The organism is Kitasatospora sp. NPDC057940, from assembly GCF_042887425.1.
Lineage (GTDB): Bacteria > Actinomycetota > Actinomycetes > Streptomycetales > Streptomycetaceae > Kitasatospora.
The window spans coordinates 1-23,404 of record NZ_JBHVPH010000041.1 but is presented as its reverse complement, the minus strand read 5'-3'; the positions used below and the strand labels follow the sequence as shown (position 1 = coordinate 23,404).

The following is a 23,404-nucleotide window of genomic DNA, read 5'->3' as shown; positions in this document are numbered from 1 at the left end:
GCGGCGCCCGGGCGAGAGGGGACCAGACGATGGCGGGACGACGGCGGTTGGCGGCGCTGGCCGCGGTCGTCCTGCTGGCGACCGGGCTGGCGGGATGCAGCGGGGGTGGCGGCACGCCGGCCACGCCCTCCGGCAGCCCGACCCCGACCAGTTCCTCGTCGACCGAGGCGGCCAAGCCCAGCGACCGCTCGCCGCACGGCGTCCTGGTCTCCGCCCAGCTGGCCATGCAGACCGCCCGCCGGGCCAAGGTCAACTACCGGCTGGGAGCGGACGCCGGGGCCGGGCCGCTGTTCTGGCAGCCCAAGACGGCGCTCCAGATCAAGCGCTCCACCCCGGCCGACGCCGAGCAGCTGATCGTCGTGGACACCGTCGCCTACCAGGGCGGTGACGCCGCCACCGCGGCCCGCCAGGGCGGCCGGCACTGGGAGCGCTTCTCCGTCCCGCCGGACCAGGACGGCCACCGGGAGGTCCCGTACGCGGGGCTGATCGACCTGCTGAACCCGGTCGAGGCGCTGGCCGCCGCCACCGCCGACGGGGTGGACCCCCGGTTCGTCGGCGAGGAGAAGTTCGACGACTCGACGGTCGAGCACTACCGGATCACCACCACCGCCGAGCGCTACGCCGCCGCCCAGACCCAGCTGACCCAGGCCCGCCGGGACGGCCTGCGGGCCGCGCTGGCCCCCGGCGGCTCGATCTCGCTCACCGTGGACCTCTGGCTCAACGACAAGGACCAGCTGGTCCGGCTCCAGCGCACCGGCAGCGGTGACAGCGGCCGGGCGGACGACTCGATCCTCTACTCCGACTTCGCCGGCGCCCTGCTCTCGGTGCAGGCCCCGGCCGAGGCGGACACCGTGGACACCGGGCCCCGGACGGTCTCCCCACTGGCCCGCTGAGCCCCGTCCGGCACGGCCGGCCCGGCGGGGATCGGCCGTTCAGGGGCGATTTGCCCCGGACGGCCGAGTCCGGTTACTGTTACCGAAGCCAAAGACCGCTGGTTGTCACCGTGCTCGCGAGGGATTCGGTGGCCGAAGGATCTGCGCTTCGTCGCAGGCAGCCCGCGCAGGTGTGTCTGGAGCTTCGACTTCCGGGTCCGCGTTCACGCGAACATCCGTTGAGGTCGTTTCGAGCCCCGTGCGCCCTGCGCACCGGGGCTCATCTGCTTTTCCGCAGGCTTTCCTTCCGTCCGGCCGGTTCGAGGCGTGAATGGTCGACTTTCGCGGTCGGCCGGATTTCGACATCACGGAAGGAGGCGTAAGCCTATGGCAAGGCCCGACAAGGCTGCTGCCGTCGCCGAGATCACGGACAAGTTCCGTGGCTCTTCCGCGGCGCTGCTGACCGAGTACCGCGGTCTCTCGGTGAAGCAGGTCAAGACCCTGCGTCGCTCGCTCGGCGAGAACGCCGAGTACGCCGTGGTGAAGAACACGCTGACCAAGATCGCGGCCAACGAGGCCGGGATTTCGGAGCTCGACGACCTGTTCAACGGTCCGACGGCTGTCGCCTTCGTCACCGGTGACCCGGTGGAGTCGGCGAAGGCTCTGCGTGACTTCGCCAAGGAGAACCCCGCTCTCATCATCAAGGGCGGTGTCCTTGACGGTAAGGCGCTGTCCGCCGATGAGATCAAGAAGCTCGCGGACCTCGAGTCCCGCGAGGTGCTGCTCGCCAAGCTGGCGGGTGCCCTGAAGGCCAAGCAGTCCCAGGCTGCCGCGCTCTTCCAGGCCCTGCCGTCGAAGCTCGTCCGCACTGTGGACGCGCTGCGCGACAAGGTCGAGCAGGGCGGTGCCGGTACGCCGGCTCCCGCCGCCGAGGACGCCGCCGCCGAGTAATCGGCAGGCTCACGCCTCGCTGCGGGCCCGTGCCCGCCCCACCCGTACATACGGCATCACCTGCCGATTTAGTGGAAGGACGCCATCATGGCGAAGCTGTCCCAGGACGAGCTGCTCGCGCAGTTCGAGGACCTCACCCTCATCGAGCTCGCTGGCTTCGTGAAGGCCTTCGAGGAGAAGTTCGACGTCACCGCCGCCGCCCCGGTCGCCGTTGCCGCCGCCGGTGGCCCGGCCGCCGTTGAGGCCGTCGAGGAGCAGGACGAGTTCGACGTCATCCTCGATGGTGCCGGCGACAAGAAGATCCAGGTCATCAAGGAGGTGCGCACCCTGACCTCCCTCGGCCTGAAGGAGGCCAAGGACCTCGTTGACACCGCTGGTGCCAAGGTCCTGGAGAAGGTTGCCAAGGACGTTGCCGAGAAGGCCAAGGCCGCCCTCGAGGGTGCCGGCGCCAAGGTCACCGTCAAGTGACTTCTCGCCCCCTCTGAGGGGGCCTGAAGCCGGGCCGATCACCCTTGTGGGTGGTCGGCCCGGCTTTTTCGCGTTTCCGGCCCTGAGCGGCCCTGGGCGGCCCCGGGGCCGGTCCGCGGCCGGGACGCGCCGGTGTGGCCGAGAGCCCACTCGGCAGCGTCGGTGCGGACGGGTATGGTGATCACCGTCATCGACTGTGGCCCCCACCACGGCTTCTGTAACGCCGGGGGGCTCTCGGCCGATGGACGGGTCGAGGTCCGCACTGCCTGCGGGCCCTTGACGAACCCGGCGAGGCGCGCGATTCTCAAGGCGCGAGTCCGCCCGGTTGGTTTGCCTCTGGATGCATAACCAGCGGCTCAGGCGGGAAATGACTCCACGTGAGTTATGGGGCCCGGGCAGTGCCCGGGCCGGTGCAGTACCCGGTGGGCGTTCGCGTCCGCCGGCTACCGGGAGGAGTCTCCGATTCGGTTTCCGAATCAGAGCTGGACAGCAGTGTGCCCTTTGGCTACACTGTCCCTTTGCGCTGCCTGTTAGCTGCTCCGTGACTCGTCGCCCGGAGTTTGCGTTGCCCTGAAGGGGTCTGGCATCGCCTCCGCAAAGCGGCTCTGACCTGGGATTTCGATCCCGGCGGAGGCCAGTGGCGAGGGAGGCGGGACCAAGCCCGTGAAGGCCCGGCTGGTACGCGCGTAGTGAGCTCCGAGCCCTCGGAAGGACCCCCCTCTTGGCCGCGCCGCGCAACGCCTCGAACAATTCCGCCGCATCCACCGCCCCGCTCCGCGTCTCCTTCGCGAAGATCAAGGAGCCCCTCGAGGTCCCCAACCTCCTGGCCCTGCAGACCGAGAGCTTTGACTGGCTGCTCGGCAACGCGGCCTGGAAGTCCCGGGTCGAGGCGGCGCTGGAGAACGGTCAGGACGTCCCCACCAAGTCCGGTCTGGAGGAGATCTTCGAGGAGATCTCCCCGATCGAGGACTTCAGTGGGTCGATGTCGCTGACCTTCCGCGACCACCGTTTCGAGCCGCCGAAGAACTCGATTGACGAGTGCAAGGACCGCGACTTCACGTTCGCGGCTCCGCTCTTCGTCACGGCCGAGTTCACCAACAACGAGACCGGTGAGATCAAGTCTCAGACGGTCTTCATGGGCGACTTCCCGCTCATGACCCACAAGGGCACGTTCGTGATCAACGGCACCGAGCGTGTCGTCGTGTCGCAGCTGGTCCGCTCCCCGGGCGTGTACTTCGACTCCACCCTGGACAAGGTGTCCGACAAGGACATCTACTCCTGCAAGGTCATCCCCTCGCGTGGTGCCTGGCTGGAGATGGAGATCGACAAGCGCGACATGGTCGGCGTCCGCATCGACCGCAAGCGCAAGCAGTCCGTCACCGTGCTGCTCAAGGCGCTCGGCTGGACCAACGAGATGATTCTCGAGGAGTTCGGCGAGTACGAGTCCATGCGCAACACCCTGGAGAAGGACCACACCCAGGGCCAGGACGACGCGCTTCTGGACATCTACCGCAAGCTGCGTCCTGGCGAGCCGCCGACGCGCGAGGCCGCGCAGACGCTTCTGGAGAACCTGTACTTCAACCCGAAGCGCTACGACCTCGCCAAGGTGGGCCGCTACAAGGTCAACCGGAAGCTGGGCAACGCCGAGTCGCTGGACTCCGGCGTGCTCACCGAGCCCGACATCATCGGTGCGATCAAGTACCTGGTGAAGCTGCACGCCGGTGAGACCGAGTGGAACGACCAGACCGGTCGCGACATCGTGGTCGAGGTCGACGACATCGACCACTTCGGCAACCGTCGCCTGCGCAACGTCGGCGAGCTCATCCAGAACCAGGTCCGTACGGGTCTCGCCCGTATGGAGCGCGTCGTGCGCGAGCGCATGACCACCCAGGACGTCGAGGCGATCACGCCGCAGACCCTGATCAACATCCGGCCGGTCGTCGCCTCCATCAAGGAGTTCTTCGGCACCAGCCAGCTGTCGCAGTTCATGGACCAGACGAACCCGCTGTCGGGCCTGACCCACAAGCGCCGTCTGTCCGCCCTCGGCCCCGGTGGTCTCTCCCGTGAGCGCGCCGGCTTCGAGGTCCGTGACGTGCACCCCTCGCACTACGGGCGCATGTGTCCGATCGAGACCCCCGAAGGCCCGAACATCGGTCTGATCGGGTCGCTGGCCTCGTACGGCCGGGTCAACGCCTTCGGCTTCATCGAGACCCCGTACCGCAAGGTCATCGAGGGTGTCGTCACGGAGCAGGTCGACTACCTCACGGCCGACGAGGAGGACCGCTACGTCATCGCGCAGGCCAACGCCCCGCTGACGACGGAGCTGACCTTCGCCGAGCCGCGTGTCCTGGTCCGCCGCCGTGGCGGCGAGATCGACTACATCCCGGGCACCGAGATCGACTACATGGACGTCTCGCCGCGCCAGATGGTGTCGGTCGCGACCGCCATGATCCCGTTCCTCGAGCACGACGACGCCAACCGCGCGCTCATGGGCTCGAACATGATGCGCCAGGCGGTGCCGCTGCTGAAGAGCGAGGCTCCGCTGGTCGGTACCGGCATGGAGTACCGCTGCGCCGTCGACGCCGCGGACGTCATCACCGCCGAGAAGGCCGGTGTCGTCCAGGAGGTCTCGGCCGACTACGTCACCGTCGCCAACGACGACGGCACGTACACCACGTACCGCGCCGCCAAGTTCACCCGCTCGAACCAGGGCACCGCCTTCAACCAGAAGGTGCTCGTGGACGAGGGCGCCCGGGTCGAGTCCGGCCAGGTGCTGGCCGACGGCCCGTGCACCGACGAGGGCGAGATGGCCCTCGGCAAGAACCTGCTCGTGGCGTTCATGTCGTGGGAGGGTCACAACTACGAGGACGCGATCATCCTGTCGCAGCGCCTCGTGCAGGACGACGTCCTCTCCTCGATCCACATCGAGGAGCACGAGGTCGACGCCCGTGACACCAAGCTCGGCCCCGAGGAGATCACCCGGGACATCCCGAACGTCTCCGAGGAGGTCCTCGCCGACCTCGACGAGCGCGGCATCATCCGCATCGGCGCCGACGTCGTCACCGGCGACATCCTGGTCGGCAAGGTCACGCCCAAGGGCGAGACCGAGCTGACCCCGGAGGAGCGCCTGCTCCGCGCGATCTTCGGTGAGAAGGCCCGTGAGGTCCGCGACACCTCGCTGAAGGTGCCGCACGGTGAGTCCGGCAAGGTCATCGGCGTCCGCGTCTTCGACCGCGAAGAGGGCGACGAGCTGCCCCCGGGCGTGAACCAGCTGGTCCGCGTCTACGTGGCCCAGAAGCGCAAGATCACCAACGGTGACAAGCTCGCCGGCCGTCACGGCAACAAGGGCGTCATCTCGAAGATCCTGCCGGTCGAGGACATGCCGTTCCTGGAGGACGGCACCCCGGTCGACATCATCCTCAACCCGCTGGGTGTCCCGTCCCGAATGAACCCGGGACAGGTCCTGGAGATCCACCTCGGGTGGCTCGCCAAGCAGGGCTGGGACGTCTCCGGCCTCGCCGACGAGTGGGCCCAGCGCCTCCAGGCGATCGGCGCCGACACGGTCCAGGGCGGCACCAACCTCGCCACCCCGGTCTTCGACGGCGCCCGCGAGGACGAGATCACCGGCCTGCTGGACAACACCACCCTCACCCGTGACGGTGAGCGCCTGGTGAACTCCACCGGCAAGGCCCGGCTGTTCGACGGCCGCTCCGGCGAGCCGTTCCCGATGCCGGTCTCGGTCGGCTACATGTACATCCTCAAGCTGCACCACCTGGTCGACGACAAGCTGCACGCCCGTTCGACCGGTCCGTACTCGATGATCACCCAGCAGCCGCTCGGTGGTAAGGCGCAGTTCGGTGGTCAGCGCTTCGGTGAGATGGAGGTGTGGGCCCTTGAGGCGTACGGCGCTGCTTACGCGCTGCAGGAGCTGCTCACCATCAAGTCCGACGACGTCCTCGGCCGCGTGAAGGTCTACGAGGCCATCGTCAAGGGCGAGAACATCCCCGAGCCCGGCATTCCCGAGTCCTTCAAGGTCCTCATCAAGGAAATGCAGTCGCTCTGCCTCAACGTGGAGGTGCTGTCCTCGGACGGCCAGTCCATCGAGATGCGGGACTCCGACGAGGACGTGTTCCGCGCCGCCGAGGAGCTCGGCATCGACCTGTCCCGGCGCGAGCCCAGCAGCGTCGAAGAGGTCTGACGGAGGTTGGGCCGGCTGCCCGAGCAGCCGGCCCGCCCCCAGGCCCCCCTCAGACCACATGAACGACTCTCGACTTACGAAAGAGGGCTTGACGACCAGTGCTTGACGTCAACTTCTTCGACGAGCTCCGCATCGGCCTGGCCACCGCCGACGACATCCGCCAGTGGTCGCACGGCGAGGTCAAGAAGCCGGAGACCATCAACTACCGCACCCTGAAGCCCGAAAAGGACGGACTCTTCTGCGAGAAGATCTTCGGCCCCACCCGGGACTGGGAGTGCTACTGCGGTAAGTACAAGCGCGTCCGCTTCAAGGGCATCATCTGTGAGCGCTGCGGCGTCGAGGTGACCCGCGCCAAGGTGCGCCGTGAGCGGATGGGCCACATCGAGCTGGCCGCCCCGGTCACCCACATCTGGTACTTCAAGGGCGTGCCGTCCCGCCTGGGCTACCTGCTCGACCTGGCGCCGAAGGACCTCGAGAAGGTCATCTACTTCGCCGCCTACATGATCACCTGGGTCGACGACGAGCGCCGCCAGCGCGACCTGCCGTCCCTGGAGGCGCACGTCTCGGTCGAGCGCCAGCAGATCGAGAACCGCCGCGACTCCGACCTCGAGGCCCGTGCCAAGAAGGCCGAGACCGACCTGGCCGAGCTGGAGGCCGAGGGCGCCAAGGCCGACGTGCGCCGCAAGGTGCGCGAGGGTGCCGAGCGCGAGATGAAGCAGCTGCGCGACCGCGCGCAGCGCGAGCTCGACCGCCTCGACGAGGTGTGGGCCCGCTTCAAGAACCTCAAGGTCCAGGACCTCGAGGGCGACGAGCTGCTCTACCGCGAGCTGCGCGACCGCTTCGGCACCTACTTCTCCGGCTCGATGGGCGCGGCGGCCCTCAAGGACCGCCTCGAGACCTTCGACCTGGCGGAGGAGTCCGAGCGCCTGCGCGAGATCATCCGCACCGGCAAGGGCCAGAAGAAGACCCGTGCGCTGAAGCGCCTCAAGGTCGTCTCCGCGTTCCTGCAGACCACCAACAAGCCCAACGGCATGGTGCTGGACTGCGTCCCGGTCATCCCGCCGGACCTGCGTCCGATGGTGCAGCTGGACGGTGGCCGCTTCGCGACCTCCGACCTGAACGACCTGTACCGCCGCGTGATCAACCGCAACAACCGCCTGAAGCGGCTTCTCGACCTCGGCGCGCCCGAGATCATCGTGAACAACGAGAAGCGCATGCTCCAGGAGGCCGTCGACGCCCTGTTCGACAACGGCCGTCGCGGCCGTCCGGTCACCGGCCCGGGCAACCGCCCGCTGAAGTCCCTCAGCGACATGCTGAAGGGCAAGCAGGGTCGTTTCCGCCAGAACCTGCTCGGCAAGCGCGTCGACTACTCGGCCCGTTCGGTCATCGTCGTCGGCCCGCAGCTCAAGCTGCACCAGTGCGGTCTGCCCAAGGCCATGGCGCTGGAGCTCTTCAAGCCGTTCGTGATGAAGCGCCTGGTCGACCTGAACCACGCGCAGAACATCAAGTCGGCCAAGCGCATGGTCGAGCGTGCCCGCCCGGTCGTGTGGGACGTGCTCGAAGAGGTCATCGCCGAGCACCCCGTCCTGCTGAACCGTGCGCCCACCCTGCACCGCCTCGGCATCCAGGCCTTCGAGCCCCAGCTGGTCGAGGGCAAGGCCATCCAGATCCACCCGCTCGTCTGCACCGCGTTCAACGCGGACTTCGACGGTGACCAGATGGCCGTCCACCTGCCGCTCTCCGCGGAGGCGCAGGCCGAGGCCCGCATCCTGATGCTGTCCTCGAACAACATCCTGAAGCCGGCCGACGGTCGCCCCGTCACCATGCCGACCCAGGACATGGTGCTCGGTCTGTTCTTCCTGACCTCGGACCGGGAGACGGTGAAGGGCGGTGGCCGTTCCTTCTCCTCGACCGCCGAGGCCGTCATGGCCTTCGACGCCCGCGAGCTGGACGTCCAGGCCCCGATCGAGCTGCGCCTGCCGGCCGGCACCGTCCCGCCGCGCGGCTGGACCCCGCCGGTGGACGAGGAGGGCCAGACGGCCTGGTTCGACGGCGAGCCGTTCCGCCTGACCACCACCCTGGGCCGCGCGCTCTTCAACGAGCTGCTGCCCGAGGACTACCCGTTCGTCGACTACGAGGTGGGCAAGAAGCAGCTCTCCGCGATCGTCAACGACCTGGCGGAGCGCTACCCCAAGGTCGTCGTCGCGGCGACCCTGGACAACCTGAAGGCGGCCGGTTTCCACTGGTCGACCCGCTCGGGTGTCACCGTCTCCATCTCCGACGTCGTCGTCCCGCCGAACAAGCCCCAGATCCTCGAGGGCTACGAGGCGAAGGCGGAGAAGGTCCAGCGTCAGTACGAGCGCGGCCTGATCACCAACGACGAGCGCAAGCAGGAGCTCATCGGCATCTGGACCCAGGCGACCAACGAGGTCGCCGAGGCCATGAACGAGAACTTCCCGAAGACGAACCCCATCTTCATGATGGTCGACTCGGGTGCTCGTGGAAACATGATGCAGATGCGCCAGATCGCCGGTATGCGTGGTCTGGTGTCGAACGCCAAGAACGAGACCATCCCGCGACCCATCAAGGCGTCGTTCCGTGAGGGTCTCACCGTGCTGGAGTACTTCATCTCCACCCACGGTGCCCGTAAGGGTCTGGCGGACACCGCCCTCCGTACCGCCGACTCCGGCTACCTCACCCGTCGTCTGGTCGACGTCTCCCAGGACGTCATCATTCGCGAGGAGGACTGCGGCACCGAGCGCGGCCTGAAGCTGGCGATCGGCGCCGTCGGTGCGGACGGCGTGCTGCGCAAGGCCGACGACGTCGAGACCAGCGTGTACGCCCGCATGCTCGCCGAGGACATCACGGTGGACGGCAAGCTCCTTGCCACCGCCAACACCGACCTCGGTGACGTGCTGATCGACGAGCTGATCCGCCACGGCATCGGCGAGGTCAAGACCCGCTCGATCCTGACCTGCGAGTCGGCCGTCGGCACCTGCGCCTTCTGCTACGGGCGTTCGCTGGCCACCGGCAAGCTGGTCGACATCGGTGAGGCGGTCGGCATCATCGCCGCCCAGTCCATCGGTGAGCCCGGTACCCAGCTGACGATGCGTACCTTCCACACCGGTGGTGTGGCCGGTGACGACATCACCCAGGGTCTGCCGCGTGTCGTCGAGCTCTTCGAGGCCCGTACCCCCAAGGGTGTGGCCCCGATCTCGGAGGCCACCGGCCGGGCGCGGATCGAGGACACCGAGAAGACCCGCAAGCTCGTCATCACCCCGGACGACGGCAGCGACGAGATCGCCTACCCCGTCTCCAAGCGTGTGAAGCTGCTGGTCAGCGAGGGCGAGGCGGTCGAGGTCGGCCAGAAGCTGACCATGGGTGCCACCAACCCGCACGACGTCCTGCGCATCATGGGCCAGCGTGCCGTCCAGATCCACCTGGTCGCCGAGGTCCAGAAGGTCTACAACTCGCAGGGTGTGTCGATCCACGACAAGCACATCGAGATCATCATCCGGCAGATGCTCCGCCGCGTGACGATCATCGAGTCGGGCGACGCCGAGCTGCTCCCGGGCGAGCTCGTCGAGCGCGGCCGCTTCGAGACCGAGAACCGTCGCGTGGTCGCCGAGGGCGGTCACCCCGCCTCCGGTCGTCCGCAGCTGATGGGTATCACCAAGGCCTCGCTGGCCACCGAGTCCTGGCTGTCGGCCGCCTCCTTCCAGGAGACGACCCGGGTCCTCACCGACGCGGCGATCCACGCCAAGTCGGACCCGCTGCTGGGCCTCAAGGAGAACGTCATCCTCGGTAAGCTCATCCCGGCCGGTACGGGTCTGCCCCGTTACCGCAACATCCGGGTCGAGCCGACCGAGGAGGCCAAGGCCGCGATGTACTCGGCCGTCGGCTACGACGACTACGACCTGTCGCCCTTCGGCGCCGGCTCCGGCCAGGCGGTCCCGCTGGACGACTACGACTACGGCCCGTACACCGGCTGAGTCCGACGTTCGGCTGTCAGGGCGGTCACCCCTCGCGGGGTGGCCGCCCTGCGGCGTTTCCGCTGCGGGGGCCGGGGCGTAGGGGCGCCGGGGGCCCTGCGGGGCACGGATTAGGTTCCCCGGCACAAGTCGCGTAGAGTCGTGTTCACCGACGCGGGGTGGAGCAGCTCGGTAGCTCGCTGGGCTCATAACCCAGAGGTCGCAGGTTCAAATCCTGTCCCCGCTACTCAGTAGCAAACGAAGGGCCCGGAGGCATCAAGCCTCCGGGCCCTTCGTCGTTCCCGGGAGCTGCCCCTCCCCCGTGCGGGGGAGGGGCCGGAACCGCTCTGGTGAGGGAGGCGGGGGAGGGGGCGGCCGGGGGAGGCTTCACGTATCGGGACGGCGGGGCTTTCGAAGGGGGTCGGGCATGAGGCGGGTACTGGGCGCGATGGCGATCACGGGGGCGGTGCTGGTCGGGATGTCGGCCTGCCTGCCCTTCGGGGACGACCAGGAGCACCGGACCGTGGACTACGGGGTGTCGGAGCCGGTCAGGGAACTGGTGGTCGAGGCGCACACCGGCGGGATCGTGGTGACCGGCGGCGACGCGGTGCACGTGACCGAGGCGCAGAACTACCGGGGCGAGGCGCCGCGGACCACGCACGAGGTGAAGGACGGCGTGCTGCGGCTGACGTACGACTGCCGGGGCTGCGGCGTCGGGTACACCGTGCAGGTGCCGGCCGGGACGAAGGTGTGGGTGACCCAGGAGACCGGCGGGGTGCGGCTGGTCGGGCTGGCCGCCGAGGTGGAGGTCTCGGTGGACACCGGCGGGGTCGAGGCCACCCGGCTGACCTCGCAGACCGTCCGGTTGAGCACCCGGACGGGCGGGGTGCGGGCCGAGTTCGCGGCGGCGCCCGTGAAGGTGGAGGCGAAGGCGGAGACCGGCGGGGTGCGGGTCAGGGTGCCGACCGGGGAGGCGTACGCGGTGGACGCGCACGCCGGGGCCGGCGGAGTGGAGCTCGGGATCCCCTCGCAGCCGGGGGCGGCGCGCAGCATCACGGCGCGTACGGGCGCCGGAGGAGTGTCGGTCGACGGTGTCTGACCGGGCCGTTCCGGAGGTCCTGCCGGTAGGGCATGATCTTCTCCGCGGGGGCGGCGCCCCCGGACCCGGGGGAGGGGCGGCGGTGGTGCGAACGGCGCGCTGGCGGAGCTGGTCGGCCGGGCTGAGTCCGTACGTGCTGGACTCGCTGCTGGCCGTGGCATCGGCCGGGATCTCGCTCTGGGCGGTCGGCAACGACGACACGGCCTGGCCGTGGTGGGTCTACCTGTTGGCGGTGTCCGCCTCGCTGTCGCTGCCCTGGCGGCGCCGGGCGCCGCTGGCCGCGCTGGCGGCGGGCAGCGTGGCCTTCATGACGCTGTCCGTGGTGGCGCACTCGGCGAGTCCGCAGGTGCCGCTGGCCGGGGTGATCGGCATCTACACGGTGGCGGAGCGCTCCCCGGACCGGCAGCGCTGGACGGTGCTGGCGGTGGTGGTGGTCGCCAACGTGATCGGCACCCACTCGCCCAACGGCATGCTGTTCAGCCTGCTCACCTCGGTCGGCTCGTTCGTCTTCGGCTCGCTGGTGCGTGCCCAGCGGCGGCTGGCCCGGCTGGAGGCCGAGCGGGCCCGCGAGGCGGGGGAGCGGGCGGCGAGTGAGGCGGGCCGCGCGGTGGTGGAGGAGCGGGCCCGGATCGCCCGGGAGATGCACGACATCCTGGCGCACGCCGTCTCACTGATGATCATCCAGGCCGAGGCCGGGCCGCTGGTGGTGCACGCCGACCCGGACCGGGCGATCCGCGCCTTCGACACCATCGCCGACACGGGCCGCGACGCGATGGTCCAACTGCGGCGCGTCCTCGGAGTGCTGAAGGAGGAGGGGGCCGGCCCCGAGCTGGCCCCGCAGCCCCGGCTGGCCGAACTCGCCGACGTGGCCGAGCGGGTGCGCCGGGCCGGACCTGCGGTGGAGCTCGAACTGGCCGACGGGCTGGGCGCGGTGCCCGCCGACCTCCAGGCGGCGGCGTACCGGATCGTGCAGGAGGCGCTGACCAACACGGTCAAGCACTCCGGCGCCGACCGGGTGGCGGTCCGGGTGCGGCGGTCCGGGGACACCCTGGAGGTCGTGGTGTCCGACAACGGGCGCGGGTTGCCGGTGACCGCCGGCGGCGCGGTGAACGGCTGGTCCGGCGGCCGCGGGCTGGTCGGCATCCGGGAGCGGGCGGCGGCCTGCGGCGGGCGGGCCGAGGCCGGACCCGGACCGGGGGGCAAGGGCTTCCTGGTGAGTGCCCGGCTGCCGTTGGGGGCGCCGGGCGTGGTGGAGAAGGTGGGCGGATGAAGCCGATTCGGGTGGTCGTCGCGGACGACCAGGAGCTGGTGCGGGCAGGGTTCGGGATGATCCTGGACGCGCAGCCCGACATCGAGGTGGTGGCCGAGGCCTGCGACGGCGCCGAGGCGGTCGAGGCGGTCCGCGTCCACGGGCCGGACGTCCTGCTGCTGGACGTCCGGATGCCGGTCATGGACGGGCTGGAGGCGGCCCGCCGGGTCTGCGCCGAGTTCCCGTCCACCAAGGTGATCATGCTGACCACCTTCGACGCCGACGACTACGTCTTCGACGCGCTGTACGCGGGCGCCAGCGGCTTCCTGCTCAAGGACGTCCGGCGGGACGACCTGGCGCACGGGGTGCGGATGGTGGCCTCCGGGGAGGCGCTGCTCGCGCCCTCGGTGACCAGGCGGCTGATCGGCGAGTTCGCCGCCCGCCGCCCGGGCTCGCCCGAGCGGGCGGTGCGGCCGCCGTCCAGGCTGCTGGAGCAGCTCACCCTGCGCGAGCAGGAGACCCTGCGGCTGCTGGCGCGCGGGCTCTCCAACGCGGAGATCGCGGCCGAGCTGGTGGTCAGCGAGCACACGGTGAAGACGCACGTCAGCAATGTGCTGAGCAAGCTGGGGCTGCGGGACCGGGTGCATGCGGTGGTGTTCGCGTACGAGGCCGGCGCGGTGGTGGCGGGGGAGGGGTAGGGGCCCTCCTGCGGGGCCCTGGCGGGCGCGCGGGGCCGGGGCTCCCCCGTGCGGGGGAGGCGGCGGGTTCGCCGGTGCGGGCGATCCGCGACGAGGGGTGCGGCGGACAGCATCTGTGGTGTCGGAACGGACCACGGGCCAGGGGCCACGGGCCACTGATCACCACAGGAGATCGTCGGATGGACACCTTGCAGCAGAACCGCCGCACCGCCTACGCCGTCGTCGGCGCCCCCGCCCTGATGGCCCTCTACGGGGGGATCCGGCTGATCCCGGGCTCCCGGGCGCCCGGCCTCGGCTGGACGCTCGGCCACACCGCGATGTTCGCCGGGCTGCTGCTGTTCGCCCCGGTCCTGCTCGCCCTGCGCGGGCTGCTCGCCCCGCGCGGCACCACGGCCGGGCGGCTCGCGGCCGGTGCCGCGCTCGGGACGGCGTTCGCGGGCCTGGCGGCCTCGCTGGTGCAGATCGGGATCGACCTGTACGTCGGCCTGGCGGCGGCGGACAAGGCCGGGCAGTCGCGGATGTTCGACCGCGTTCAGAGCGTCCCCGGGGTGCTGCCCGCCGTCTACCGGATCGGCCCGCTGCTGTTCTACGTCGGCCTGCTGGCCCTGCTGGTCGCCGCCGCGGTGGGCGCGGCCCGGACGCTGCCCTGGTGGAGCCCGGTACTGATGCTGGTCGGCACCGCCGCCTCGGGGGTCGACCTGGCGCTGATCCCGGTGGCCTCGGTCTGCTACCTGGCGGCGCTGGCCCCGCTGGCCCGCCGCTCCGCCGCGCCCCGCCCGGCACTGGCCTGACCGGGTGCCCCGGACGGGCAGTACGGATGGGCGCCCGCTCCCACGGGGGAGGGGCGGACGCCCGTCAACTCATCCGGAACACCGGTCCGCGCGGGGTGAACGGCAGCCCGGCGCCCCGGGGGACGAGGAAGGCGTGCTCACGGCGCACCCGCAGCACGTCGCACGCGCCGTCGGTGATCACCAGCACGGGCGCCCCGCGCGGGAAGTCCTCGGCCCGCTCCAGCAGGTCGACGCCCGGCTGCAGCTCGGTGCCGCCGCGCCCGCGTACCCGGACCCGGCCGGCGATCTCGCCGACCGGGACGTACCCGGCGTCGTGCGGTGCGGCGTCGCAGTGCACCACCCGGGCCGCGGGCACGTCCCGGGCGGCCGCGTACGAGGCGATCGCGCCGAGCGCCTTGCCGAGCAGCACCCGGTTCATCGAGCCGGAGGTGTCCAGGACGACGCCGAAGGTGCAGCGCGGCACCTCCTCGGGCGGGTGGTAGCGGCCGGCCCGGGGGATGTCCGGGGTGGCGGACTGCCGTCGGGCCGGGCGGGAGTAGCTGCGGACCGGCTCCGGGCGGGGCACGAACTCGTCGAACCAGCGGGCCAGCCGGGCGTCCCAGGGCAGCGGCGGGTGGGCGAGGGCGCGGATCTCCTCGACCAGCCCGGCGGGCAGCAGCCCGCGTTCGCGCCGGTGCAGCTCGAAGCCCTGCTGGAGGCCGCGGCGGTAGAAGTCGTCGAGGTCCACGTAGTCGCGCGGGCCGCGGTCCAGCGGTGCGCCGAGGATGTCCGGGCGGTTCTTGCCGGCCAGGGTGGCGAGCCGGCGGATCCGGCGCTCGTCGCGGACGATCCGGTCGTACACCTCCTCGGCCGACAGCCCCTTCAGCTGCGGGTCGTGCAGCAGGCCTTCCGGCATGTCGCCGACGCCCATCTCCAGCAGCCAGCCGTTGATGACGTAGTCGGCGGCGACGTTGAAGAGGAACGGGTCCCGGCCGCCGCGGCGCTCGCCGTGCCGCAGGGCGGCGTGCAGCATCTCGTGGCCGAGGATGAACCGCCACTCCTCGTCGGTCTGCTGGCGCAGCGGGTTGATGTAGACCTCGCCGGCCTCGGCGTTGACGGCGGCGATGGTGATGCCGTGGGCGCGGGCCAGTTCGGCGTCGGCGACGACGGTGAGGCCGGCCGCGATGCCGCCGAGCAGCGGGTAGGAGGAGACGAACCAGCCGAGCGCCCTGGTCCACGGCCGTTCGGGCAGGCGCTCGCCGGTCTCCTGGTCGAAACGGCCGCCGGCCCGGTCCATCGCGGCGGACATGGTGCGGGTGAGGGCGGCGGCGAAGGCCATCGACCAGTCCTGCGGGGTGTGGCCATGGTCCTGCCACTCGACCAGCAGCTGGTCGTGGTCGGCGGCGCCGGCCGTCCCGGCGGTGACGGCGGGTGGCAGGCCGTCGCGGCGCCAGCGGGCGGCCAGCTCCTCCTCGTCGCCGCCCGGGTACTCCTGCGGGAGGGCGACCGGGGGGCGGCCGACCGGGAAGGTCGCGAGGAAACGGTTCACCACCGCGCAGCGGGCCGCCTCCTCGAAGGCGTCGGGCTGGACCCGGACACCCCGGGCGGCCGGGACGTGGCCGAAGCCCAGGTGCAGCAGGCAGTGCGCCAGCACCCAGGCCCACTCCTCCGGCTCGGCCCGGCGGCGCGGGTTGACGTGCACGGTGCCGTCGGAGTCGACCACCGCCCAGCCGTCGGGCGGGGCCAGCCCGCAGTCGTCCCGGCGGCAGAAGTCGGCGGGCACGGCGTCGAAGGCCGGGTTCCGGCGCAGCAGCCGGACCCCCGCGGCGAAGACCTCCGCGCCCGGGTCCGGCTTCTTCGCACCCTTCTGGACGGAAGGGCTCACCGGCGGGCCTCGACCAGCCGGGGCATGTCCCGGGCCGCCTCGATCAGGAACCAGGAGGGCAGCACCGGATTGCCGTCCGCGCCGTCGGCGATCACCGTCTGGGCGACCTCCACCGAGATCTCGGCCAGCTGCACCAGCAGCGACTTGGCCCGGAAGGCGGTCTGCCGCTGCGCCCCCGAGGCGTGCTCCTTGCTGGCGGGCAGCTCCTTGACCAGGCGGTCGCGGAAGGCGTCGGCCAGGTAGTAGAGCAGGTCGCGGTCCTCCAGCCGGTGCGGCCAGCGGGCGTCGCCCTTGAGGATCGCTTCCAGGCCGTACGCGTTGCGGACGATCTTGGCGTAGCCGCAGAAGGCGATCGCGTGCTGCGGGGTGAGCAGCCCGTACGCGAGCACCTTGAGGGTCTCCTCGTCCAGGGTGGGGCCGAAGGAGTGCAGCGCGTCGGAGAGCATGTGCCAGGCGCGCGGGGTGGAGAACGGCTCCTCGGTCTTCGGCGGGGCGGACCACAGGTGGTCGGGCCGGTCGGTGACGTAGTCGATGACCCAGGGGTGGATGCCGGCGCCGGCCGCCCAGCGCAGCCAGTCCGCGGCGCTGGCCCGCAGGTGCACGTGGACCACGCGGTTGACCAGCGCGGACGCCATCGGCCGGGCGAGCGCGCCGTCGGTGGCGCGGTTCCCGGCGCCGATCACGATCGAGCCGGGCGGCAGCTCGTACGAGCCGATCCGGCGGTCCAGGATCAGCGAGTAGAACGCCTTCTGGACGTCCGGGGTCGCCGCGTTGAGCTCGTCCAGGAACAGGCAGTACGGCTCGTCGCGGGCGATCTGCTCGGGCGGGCAGAACCGGGAGCGGCCCTCCGGGGTCAGCTGCGGGACGCCGATCAGGTCCTCCGGGGCGAGCTGGGTGCCGACCAGGCTCACGCACTCCAGGCCGAGCGACTCGGCGAACTCCCGTACCAGCGAGGACTTCCCGATCCCGGGCGCGCCCCAGAGGAACACCGGTCGGACGGTGGCCAGACCGAGCAGCAACTCGGGAATCTGGACGGGCGAGACGCTGACTGCTCCCTGCACGGGGCTCCTTGGCGAGTGGTGGGGTGACCGGCCCAGTGTGCGGCGGCAGTTGACGCGGCGCACCCGGATTTTCGCTGGCGCCCCGAACCGGGCCGCCCGTACCGTCCGGGGCATGAACGCGAAACGCCCCCTGATCGCCGTCCTCACCGGCGCGGGCATCTCGACCGACTCGGGCATCCCCGACTACCGCGGCCCGCAGGGGCTCTGGCAGCGCGACCCGTCGGCCCAGGACCTGGTCACCATCGGTCCGTACCGTGCCGATCCCGAGGTGCGGCGGCGGGCCTGGCGGCTGAGGCTGGAGACGGGCGTGCTGGGGGCCGAGCCGAACGCCGGGCACCGGGCGCTGGTCGATCTGGAGCGCTCGGGGCTGCCGCTGCGGGTGCTCACCCAGAACGTGGACGGGTTGCACCAGCGGGCCGGGCTGCCCCCGCGCAAGGTGCTCGAACTGCACGGCACCGCACTGGAGGTGCAGTGTCTGGGCTGCGGGGCGACGGGGCCGATGGCGGAGGCGCTGCGGCGGGTCGAGGCGGGCGAGCCGGACCCCGCCTGCCGGGCGTGCGGGGGGATCCTGAAGCCGCGCACGGTGATGTTCGGCGAGAACCTGGACCAGGAGGTGCTCGGGCAGGCCGACTCGATCGCCCGCGCCTGCGACGTGTTCATCGCGGTCGGTACCAGCCTCCAGGTGTTCCCGGTGGCCGCGTTGCCGTACGACGCGGTGCGGACGGGGTCGAAGCTGATCATCCTGAACGCCGAGCCGACGCCGTACGACGAGGCCGCCGACGAGGTGATCCGCGAGCCGATCTCCCAGGCGCTGCCGGCCCTGGTGCGCAGGCTGGTGGGGGAGGGGCTCTGAGGAAGGGGCTTAAAAAGGGGTGAACCGCATGCGTACGATGATCCTTCCGGCTCCCCCCTCATGGCCTGGAGTGATCGAGCGATGACGACGACGGCGAAGTTCGACCCCTGGTCGGCGGCGTTCGTGGCCCACCCGTACGACGCGTACGCCGAGTTGCGCGAGCACGCGCCGGTGACGTACTTCGAGCCGACCGGGCAGTGGCTCGTCTCGCGGCACGAGGACGTCAGCGCGCTCCTGCGCGACCGGCGGCTCGGGCGCACCTATACCCACCGCTTCAGCCACCAGGAGTTCGGGCGACCCGAACCCGACCCGGCGCACGAGCCCTTCCACACCCTCAACGACTTCGGGCTGCTCGACCTGGAGGCCCCCGACCACACCCGGATCCGCCGGCTGGTCTCCAAGGCCTTCACCCCGCGCATGGTCGAGGGCCTGCGGCCGACCGTCCAGCGGCTCGCCGGGGAACTCGTCGACGGCCTGCTCGCGGCCGGCGGCGGCGACCTGATCGCCGCCGTCGCCGAGCCGCTGCCGGTCGCCGTGATCGCCGAGATGCTCGGCGTGCCGGAGGGCGACCGGCACCTGCTGCGGCCCTGGTCCGCCGACATCACCGGCATGTACGAGCTCAACCCGAGCGAGGAGGCCGCCCGCAAGGCCGTCACCGCGAGCACCGAGTTCTCCGACTACCTGCGCGCCCTCATCCGCGAACGCCGCACCGCCCCCGGCAGCGACCTGATCAGCGCGCTGATCCAGGCCCAGGAGGGCTCCGACGCGCTCAGCGAGCAGGAGATGATCTCCACCTGCGTGCTGCTGCTCAACGCCGGCCACGAGGCGACCGTCAACACCACCGGCAACGGCTGGTGGGCGCTGTTCCGCAACCCCGGCGAACTCGCCCGGCTGCGCGGCGCGACCGACGCGCTCCTGCCCACCGCCATCGAGGAGCTGATGCGCTGGGACACCCCGCTGCAGCTGTTCGAACGGTGGGTCCTGGAGGACATCGAGCTGCGCGGCGTCACCATCCCGCGCGGCTCCGAGGTCGCCCTCCTCTTCGGCTCCGCCAACCGCGACCCCGAGCGCTTCACCGACCCCGACCGCCTCGACCTCGGCCGCACCGACAACCCCCACATCACCTTCGGCGCCGGCATCCACTTCTGCCTCGGCGCCCCGCTCGCCAGGCTGGAACTCGCCGAGTCCTACGGCGCCCTCCTGCGCCGCGCCCCCGGCCTGCGCCTGGCCCGCGAACCCGAGTGGAACCCGGGCTACGTGATCCGGGGCCTCCGGGAACTGGTGGTCGAGGTCTGAAATCCCCCCTGACGCCGGGGAACCGGGTTCGGGGGCGGTGCGTCGAAGGGCCATGACGAAGCGCAGCGTCGCAGGGCATGGCCGTTCCCGCCGTCGGGCGGGGCTGCTACTCGCCGCCGGGTTGGCCGTCGGCCCGGCGCTGGCGGGGTGCGGGAGTACGGCGGGCGGGGGGCCCGCGGTGGTGCGGGCCTCGACGTCGGGGAGCCGGGCGGCGGTGGATCCGGGGCAGGTGGCGGCGGTCGCGGCCGGGACCAGCGCGTTCGGGCTGGACCTGCTGCACGCGCTGACCGCGACGCCGGACGGGGCGGGGCGCAACGTCGTGGTCTCGCCGGCCGGGCTGGCGAGCGTGCTCGGGATGCTGCTGCCGGGGGCGCGCGGCGCCACCGCCGAGGAGCTGGCCAAGGCCCTGCACACCGGGCTCGACCCGCGCCAGTACGCCCTCGCCGTCGGCGCGCCGGACAGCGGGAGCCGGGCCGGCGGCGACCAGGTCGTCCTGCGCCGGTCCGACGCCCTGTGGACGCAGCAGGGCCTGGCCGTCGCCCCGGAGTACCTGGACACGCTCGCCGCCGCCTTCGACACCGGCGTGCACCCCGTCGACTTCGCCAGGGACCCGGCCGGTGCCCGCGGGAGCATCAACGCGGCGGTGGAGAAGGCCACCGAGGGGCGGATCAAGGAGCTCTTCGGCCCGCGGCAGATCACCGCCGACACCCGGCTGGCACTCACCGACGCGCTCTACCTGAAGGCGGCGTGGGCCTCCGGGTTCAAGCCCGCCAACACCTCCGAGCGCCCCTTCCACCGGCTGGACGGCTCCACCCCGTCGGTGAGCACGATGAGCCGCACCGGCACCCTCCGGTACGCCGAGGGCTCCGGCGGCATCGTCGGCGAACCCTGGCAGGCCGTCGAACTCCCGTACGTCGGAGGCGGGTTGGCGATGGACCTGATCGTCCCCGCGCAGGGCGGGTACGCGGCCTTCAGCAAGGGCCTGGACCAGGCCCAGCTCGACCGGATCCTCGGCGGGCTCGACGAGCGGTCCGTCGACCTGACCCTGCCGCGGTTCCACTTCGACACGGCCAACGACCTCGTCCCCGCCCTGCGCTCACTCGGCGTCAGGGCGGCCTTCGACGCACCCGACTTCACCGGCATCACCGGCAAGGAGCCGCTCGGCCTGGGCGCGGTGGTGCAGAAGGCCACCGTCGAGGTGGACGAGGACGGTACGGTCGCGGCGGCCGGCAGCGGCGCCGGGGTGGCGGTGATGGCGGCGCCGGCCGCGCCGGAGTCCGTCCAGCTGCACATCGACCGGCCGTTCCTGTTCCTGATCCGCGACACCGCCGACGGGCGGCCGCTGTTCCTCGGCCAGGTCACCGACCCGCAGGCGCCCTGAGCCGACCCGCAGGCCAAGCAGCCGAAACGGCCGAAGCAGCCGGGGGAGGACCGGGCGTCACCAGGCCGGGTAGCGCCCGCCGAGCGCCGGGTGGGCCGGGTCGCGGCTGCCGAACAGCACCAGCAGGTCGTCCGCGACCCGCAGCAGTTCGGCCCGGCCCTCGACCGCCCCCGCCCACTCGGCGGGCAGCGCCGAGGCGCCGTACGCGGCGCCGACCAGGTTGCCGCAGACCGCGCCGGTGGAGTCGCTGTCCCCGGAGTGGTTCACCGACAGCAGCAGCGCGCTGCGCACCGGGTCGGGTTCGAGGGTGGTCGCCAGCAGCGAGTACACCGCGATGGCCAGGCACTCCTCGGCGGTCCAGCCGAGGCCGACCCGCTCCACGGACTCCGCCGTCGGCTGCGACTCCTGGGCCACCCGGACGGCCCGGGCCAGCGCCTGCACCGTCTCCTTGGACCCCGGCAGCTCGCGGATCTGCTCCACGGTCTCGCCGACCGCCGCCCACGGCTCGGTCCCGTTGGCGAGCCGCTCGACCAGCGCCGCGAAGGCGCCCGCCGAGAGGTAGCCGGTCGGGTGCCCGTGGGTGAGCTGGGCGCACTGCACGGCCAGCCCGAAGGACAGCTCGACGCCCAGCCGGGCCAGCCCGAACGGCGCCGAGCGCATCACCGTGCCGCAGCCCTTGGAGTCCGGGTTGATCGGCCCCGGCTGCCCGATCACGGACGGCGACTCGAACTCCGGGTGCTCGGACACCCCGCTCATGCAGGCGTTGCCGGGCGCCCTCGACGCGTACAGGAAGGGCCTGGTCAGCAGCCAGCCGTCGTACGGGCGGGGCTGCGGCGCGGTGTCCGGCGAGCCCTGGCGCTGGGTCAGCAGCCAGCGCCGGTACGCGGCGTGGACGGCCTCCGGCACCGAGCCGCCGCCGCCCGTCCAGCCGCGGACGAACGCGCGGATCAGGCCTTCGGCGGTGAACAGGGTCATCTGGGTGTCGTCGGTGACTTCGACCGGCCCGGCGCCGGGCGGCAGCCCGGTCACGCCGTCCGGCCCGTACCGCTGCTGGATCTGGTGGAGCTGCTGGAACTCCACCGGCCAGCCCAGCGCATCGCCGACGGCCCCGCCGAGCAGCGCCCCGCGCACCCGGTCGCGGTATCCCGATTCGGCCGCCGACTCCGTCACGTCGATCCCCCTTGGTTCATGGCGGGATACGTTCTATCAGGTCTACCGGCGGATCTGCCCGGCGCGCCCGTGCAGCGCGGCGCGGTCGGCGGCGGCGCGCCCGGCCGCCCAGCCCACGCCGTCGCTCACCCGGACCCGCTGCGAGACCAGCTTGGGGAACAGTCGGCCGACCTCGTCGTCCACCGCCTCGGAGCGGGCCGCGAGCGCGGGCAGCAGCCGCTCGTCGGGCAGCAGCTGCTCCTCGGTGCCGTCCTCGCGCAGGTGCCGGCCGGCCGCGGCGGCGCTGGTCGCGCGCTCGGTGGCGGCGGTCAGCCGCTCGCGGATCCGCGCCGCGTACGCGACCAGGAAGGAGTGCCGGAACGCCTTGCTGCGCGAGTCCCGGCGGGAGCCGGCCTTGTTGAGCGCGTGGGTGGCCTGCACCAGCAGCGAGGTGTAGAGCAGTTCGACGCCGTCCAGGTCGCCGTCGAAGCCGACGACGGTGCAGAAGCCGAACTCCTTGGCCCACACCACCCGGCACCGGTTGGCCGCCGCGACGGCGTCCAGCAGCATCGTCTTGGGGCTCTCGTACGGGTTGTCCACGCCGATCCGCAGCGCCGCCGGGGTGTTCCGGTCGTCGCGGGTGGCGGCCAGCAGCGCGTCGTCGATGCTGTGCTGGGCCATCAGCTGCTGGGCCTTGGTGGTGAGCGCCTCGGCCTCCTCCGGGTACTCGGTGGACTCGGCCTTGGCCAGCAGCGCGCGGATCCGGGCCAGCATCCGAGGCTCGCCGGTCTGCGGGCCGGCGGCGCGTTCGGCCTGCGGCCGCCCGCCGGGCGCGGGGCCGACCGGGGAGATCGGCGGCAGCCGGCCCCAGGTCCGCAGCAGCTCCAGGGCGGCGGTGGCGAGCGCGAAGCGGTCCAGCCGGTGCCGGTCGGCGAAGGCGCCGAGGTACTGCTCGTCACCGGGCCACCACACCTCGGCCTCCAGCTCGCGCAGCTGCTCGTGCCAGCGCCGGTCGAGGGCGGCCGCGGCGTGCCGACGGCCCTCGGCGGCGATCAGGTCCACCGCGAGGGCCAGGTGGACGGGCTTCAGCCCGCGCCGGACCACCCGGGCCACGTCGGCCGGGCGCCACCCGGCGGACCAGCAGCGGCCGACGGCGGTGTCCGCGTACGCCAGCAGGGCCCGGCTGACCGCCGGCCACTGCCCGGCCGAGGCGGCGAGCAGCGACGCCCCGGTGTCCAGGGCGAGGTCCAGCGTCTCGTCCGGGGCCGTCAGCACCGATCGCACCGCCTGCTCCAGCAGTGGGGCGGCGCCCCCGTCCCCGTCCTGCTGCGCGCGCTTGCCCACGGTGTGTCCCTGCTCTCCTCGACGGTCCGGCCTCCCGCCCATGATGCCGGAGCGCCCGGCCCCTTCGACGGGACCGGGCGCTCCGGGTGACGCAGGCGACTCAGCGCTCGACGGCCTTGGCCAGGATCTCGGGGGCGCGCTCCAGCAGCCGCCCGGCCG

At 71.9% G+C, this 23,404-nt stretch carries 16 protein-coding genes and 1 tRNA gene; 13 read left to right on the top strand and 4 right to left on the bottom strand.

The features are described 5' to 3' along the window. Positions 1-29: 29 nt before the first annotated feature. The 10 genes from ACFVTF_RS35790 to ACFVTF_RS35745 all read left to right on the top strand — a co-directional run bounded on the left by ACFVTF_RS35790 (position 30) and on the right by ACFVTF_RS35745 (position 14,297). The gene (locus ACFVTF_RS35790; RefSeq protein ID WP_371518403.1) at positions 30-893 is read left to right on the top strand and encodes a hypothetical protein; all 864 of its coding nucleotides are present in this window, start codon (positions 30-32) and stop codon (positions 891-893) included. A gap of 366 nt (positions 894-1,259) precedes the next feature. After that, positions 1,260-1,823, top strand: a complete 564-nt coding sequence (rplJ, locus tag ACFVTF_RS35785; protein WP_063348937.1) for a 50S ribosomal protein L10 — start codon at positions 1,260-1,262, stop codon at positions 1,821-1,823. Positions 1,824-1,907: 84 nt separating this feature from the next. Further along, positions 1,908-2,291, top strand: a complete 384-nt coding sequence (gene rplL, locus ACFVTF_RS35780; RefSeq protein WP_208869184.1) for a 50S ribosomal protein L7/L12 — start codon at positions 1,908-1,910, stop codon at positions 2,289-2,291. Positions 2,292-3,012: 721 nt separating this feature from the next. After that, on the top strand, positions 3,013-6,489 hold the full coding sequence (gene rpoB, locus ACFVTF_RS35775) for a DNA-directed RNA polymerase subunit beta (RefSeq protein WP_350877059.1): 3,477 nt from the start codon (positions 3,013-3,015) through the stop codon (positions 6,487-6,489). A gap of 98 nt (positions 6,490-6,587) precedes the next feature. After that, a complete protein-coding gene (locus ACFVTF_RS35770) occupies positions 6,588-10,481 on the top strand; it encodes a DNA-directed RNA polymerase subunit beta' (RefSeq protein WP_387818199.1) in 3,894 nt (1,297 codons plus the stop codon). Positions 10,482-10,633: 152 nt separating this feature from the next. Next, positions 10,634-10,707, top strand: a tRNA-Met gene (locus ACFVTF_RS35765). Positions 10,708-10,887: 180 nt separating this feature from the next. Beyond that, the gene (locus ACFVTF_RS35760) at positions 10,888-11,559 is read left to right on the top strand and encodes a DUF4097 family beta strand repeat-containing protein (protein WP_387818197.1); all 672 of its coding nucleotides are present in this window, start codon (positions 10,888-10,890) and stop codon (positions 11,557-11,559) included. A gap of 82 nt (positions 11,560-11,641) precedes the next feature. Beyond that, on the top strand, positions 11,642-12,829 hold the full coding sequence (locus ACFVTF_RS35755) for a sensor histidine kinase (RefSeq protein ID WP_387818195.1): 1,188 nt from the start codon (positions 11,642-11,644) through the stop codon (positions 12,827-12,829). Further along, positions 12,826-13,506, top strand: a complete 681-nt coding sequence (locus ACFVTF_RS35750) for a response regulator (RefSeq protein ID WP_371518406.1) — start codon at positions 12,826-12,828, stop codon at positions 13,504-13,506. The genes ACFVTF_RS35755 and ACFVTF_RS35750 overlap by 4 nt, the downstream gene beginning before the upstream one ends. Before the next feature lie 179 nt (positions 13,507-13,685). Further along, positions 13,686-14,297, top strand: a complete 612-nt coding sequence (locus ACFVTF_RS35745; RefSeq protein WP_387818193.1) for a hypothetical protein — start codon at positions 13,686-13,688, stop codon at positions 14,295-14,297. A 64-nt stretch (positions 14,298-14,361) separates the two neighbouring features. Here ACFVTF_RS35745 and ACFVTF_RS35740 read toward each other — a convergent pair whose 3' ends face one another. Together ACFVTF_RS35740 and ACFVTF_RS35735 are read right to left on the bottom strand one after the other, a co-directional pair. Beyond that, a complete protein-coding gene (locus ACFVTF_RS35740; RefSeq protein ID WP_387818191.1) occupies positions 14,362-16,161 on the bottom strand; it encodes a hypothetical protein in 1,800 nt (599 codons plus the stop codon). Next, positions 16,158-17,222, bottom strand: coding sequence for an ATP-binding protein (locus ACFVTF_RS35735; RefSeq protein WP_387818189.1), 1,065 nt, complete (start codon positions 17,220-17,222; stop codon positions 16,158-16,160). The genes ACFVTF_RS35740 and ACFVTF_RS35735 overlap by 4 nt, the downstream gene beginning before the upstream one ends. A gap of 112 nt (positions 17,223-17,334) precedes the next feature. Here ACFVTF_RS35735 and ACFVTF_RS35730 point away from each other — a divergent pair, with 112 nt between their 5' ends. The 3 genes from ACFVTF_RS35730 to ACFVTF_RS35720 all read left to right on the top strand — a co-directional run bounded on the left by ACFVTF_RS35730 (position 17,335) and on the right by ACFVTF_RS35720 (position 20,752). Then, entirely contained in the window at positions 17,335-18,075 is a 741-nt protein-coding gene (locus ACFVTF_RS35730) for an NAD-dependent deacetylase (RefSeq protein ID WP_371518409.1), read from the top strand. 81 nt (positions 18,076-18,156) lie between these two features. After that, the gene (locus tag ACFVTF_RS35725; RefSeq protein WP_387818186.1) at positions 18,157-19,371 is read left to right on the top strand and encodes a cytochrome P450; all 1,215 of its coding nucleotides are present in this window, start codon (positions 18,157-18,159) and stop codon (positions 19,369-19,371) included. Between the two features lie 214 nt (positions 19,372-19,585). Continuing rightward, complete coding sequence (locus ACFVTF_RS35720; RefSeq protein WP_387818184.1) at positions 19,586-20,752, top strand: serpin family protein; 1,167 nt, start codon at positions 19,586-19,588, stop codon at positions 20,750-20,752. Between the two features lie 57 nt (positions 20,753-20,809). Here the strand turns inward: ACFVTF_RS35720 and ACFVTF_RS35715 are convergent, their stop codons facing one another. After that, positions 20,810-21,922, bottom strand: a complete 1,113-nt coding sequence (locus tag ACFVTF_RS35715; RefSeq protein WP_387818182.1) for an ADP-ribosylglycohydrolase family protein — start codon at positions 21,920-21,922, stop codon at positions 20,810-20,812. 42 nt (positions 21,923-21,964) lie between these two features. Continuing rightward, entirely contained in the window at positions 21,965-23,245 is a 1,281-nt protein-coding gene (locus ACFVTF_RS35710) for a DUF2786 domain-containing protein (protein ID WP_387818180.1), read from the bottom strand. Positions 23,246-23,404 lie beyond the last annotated feature (159 nt).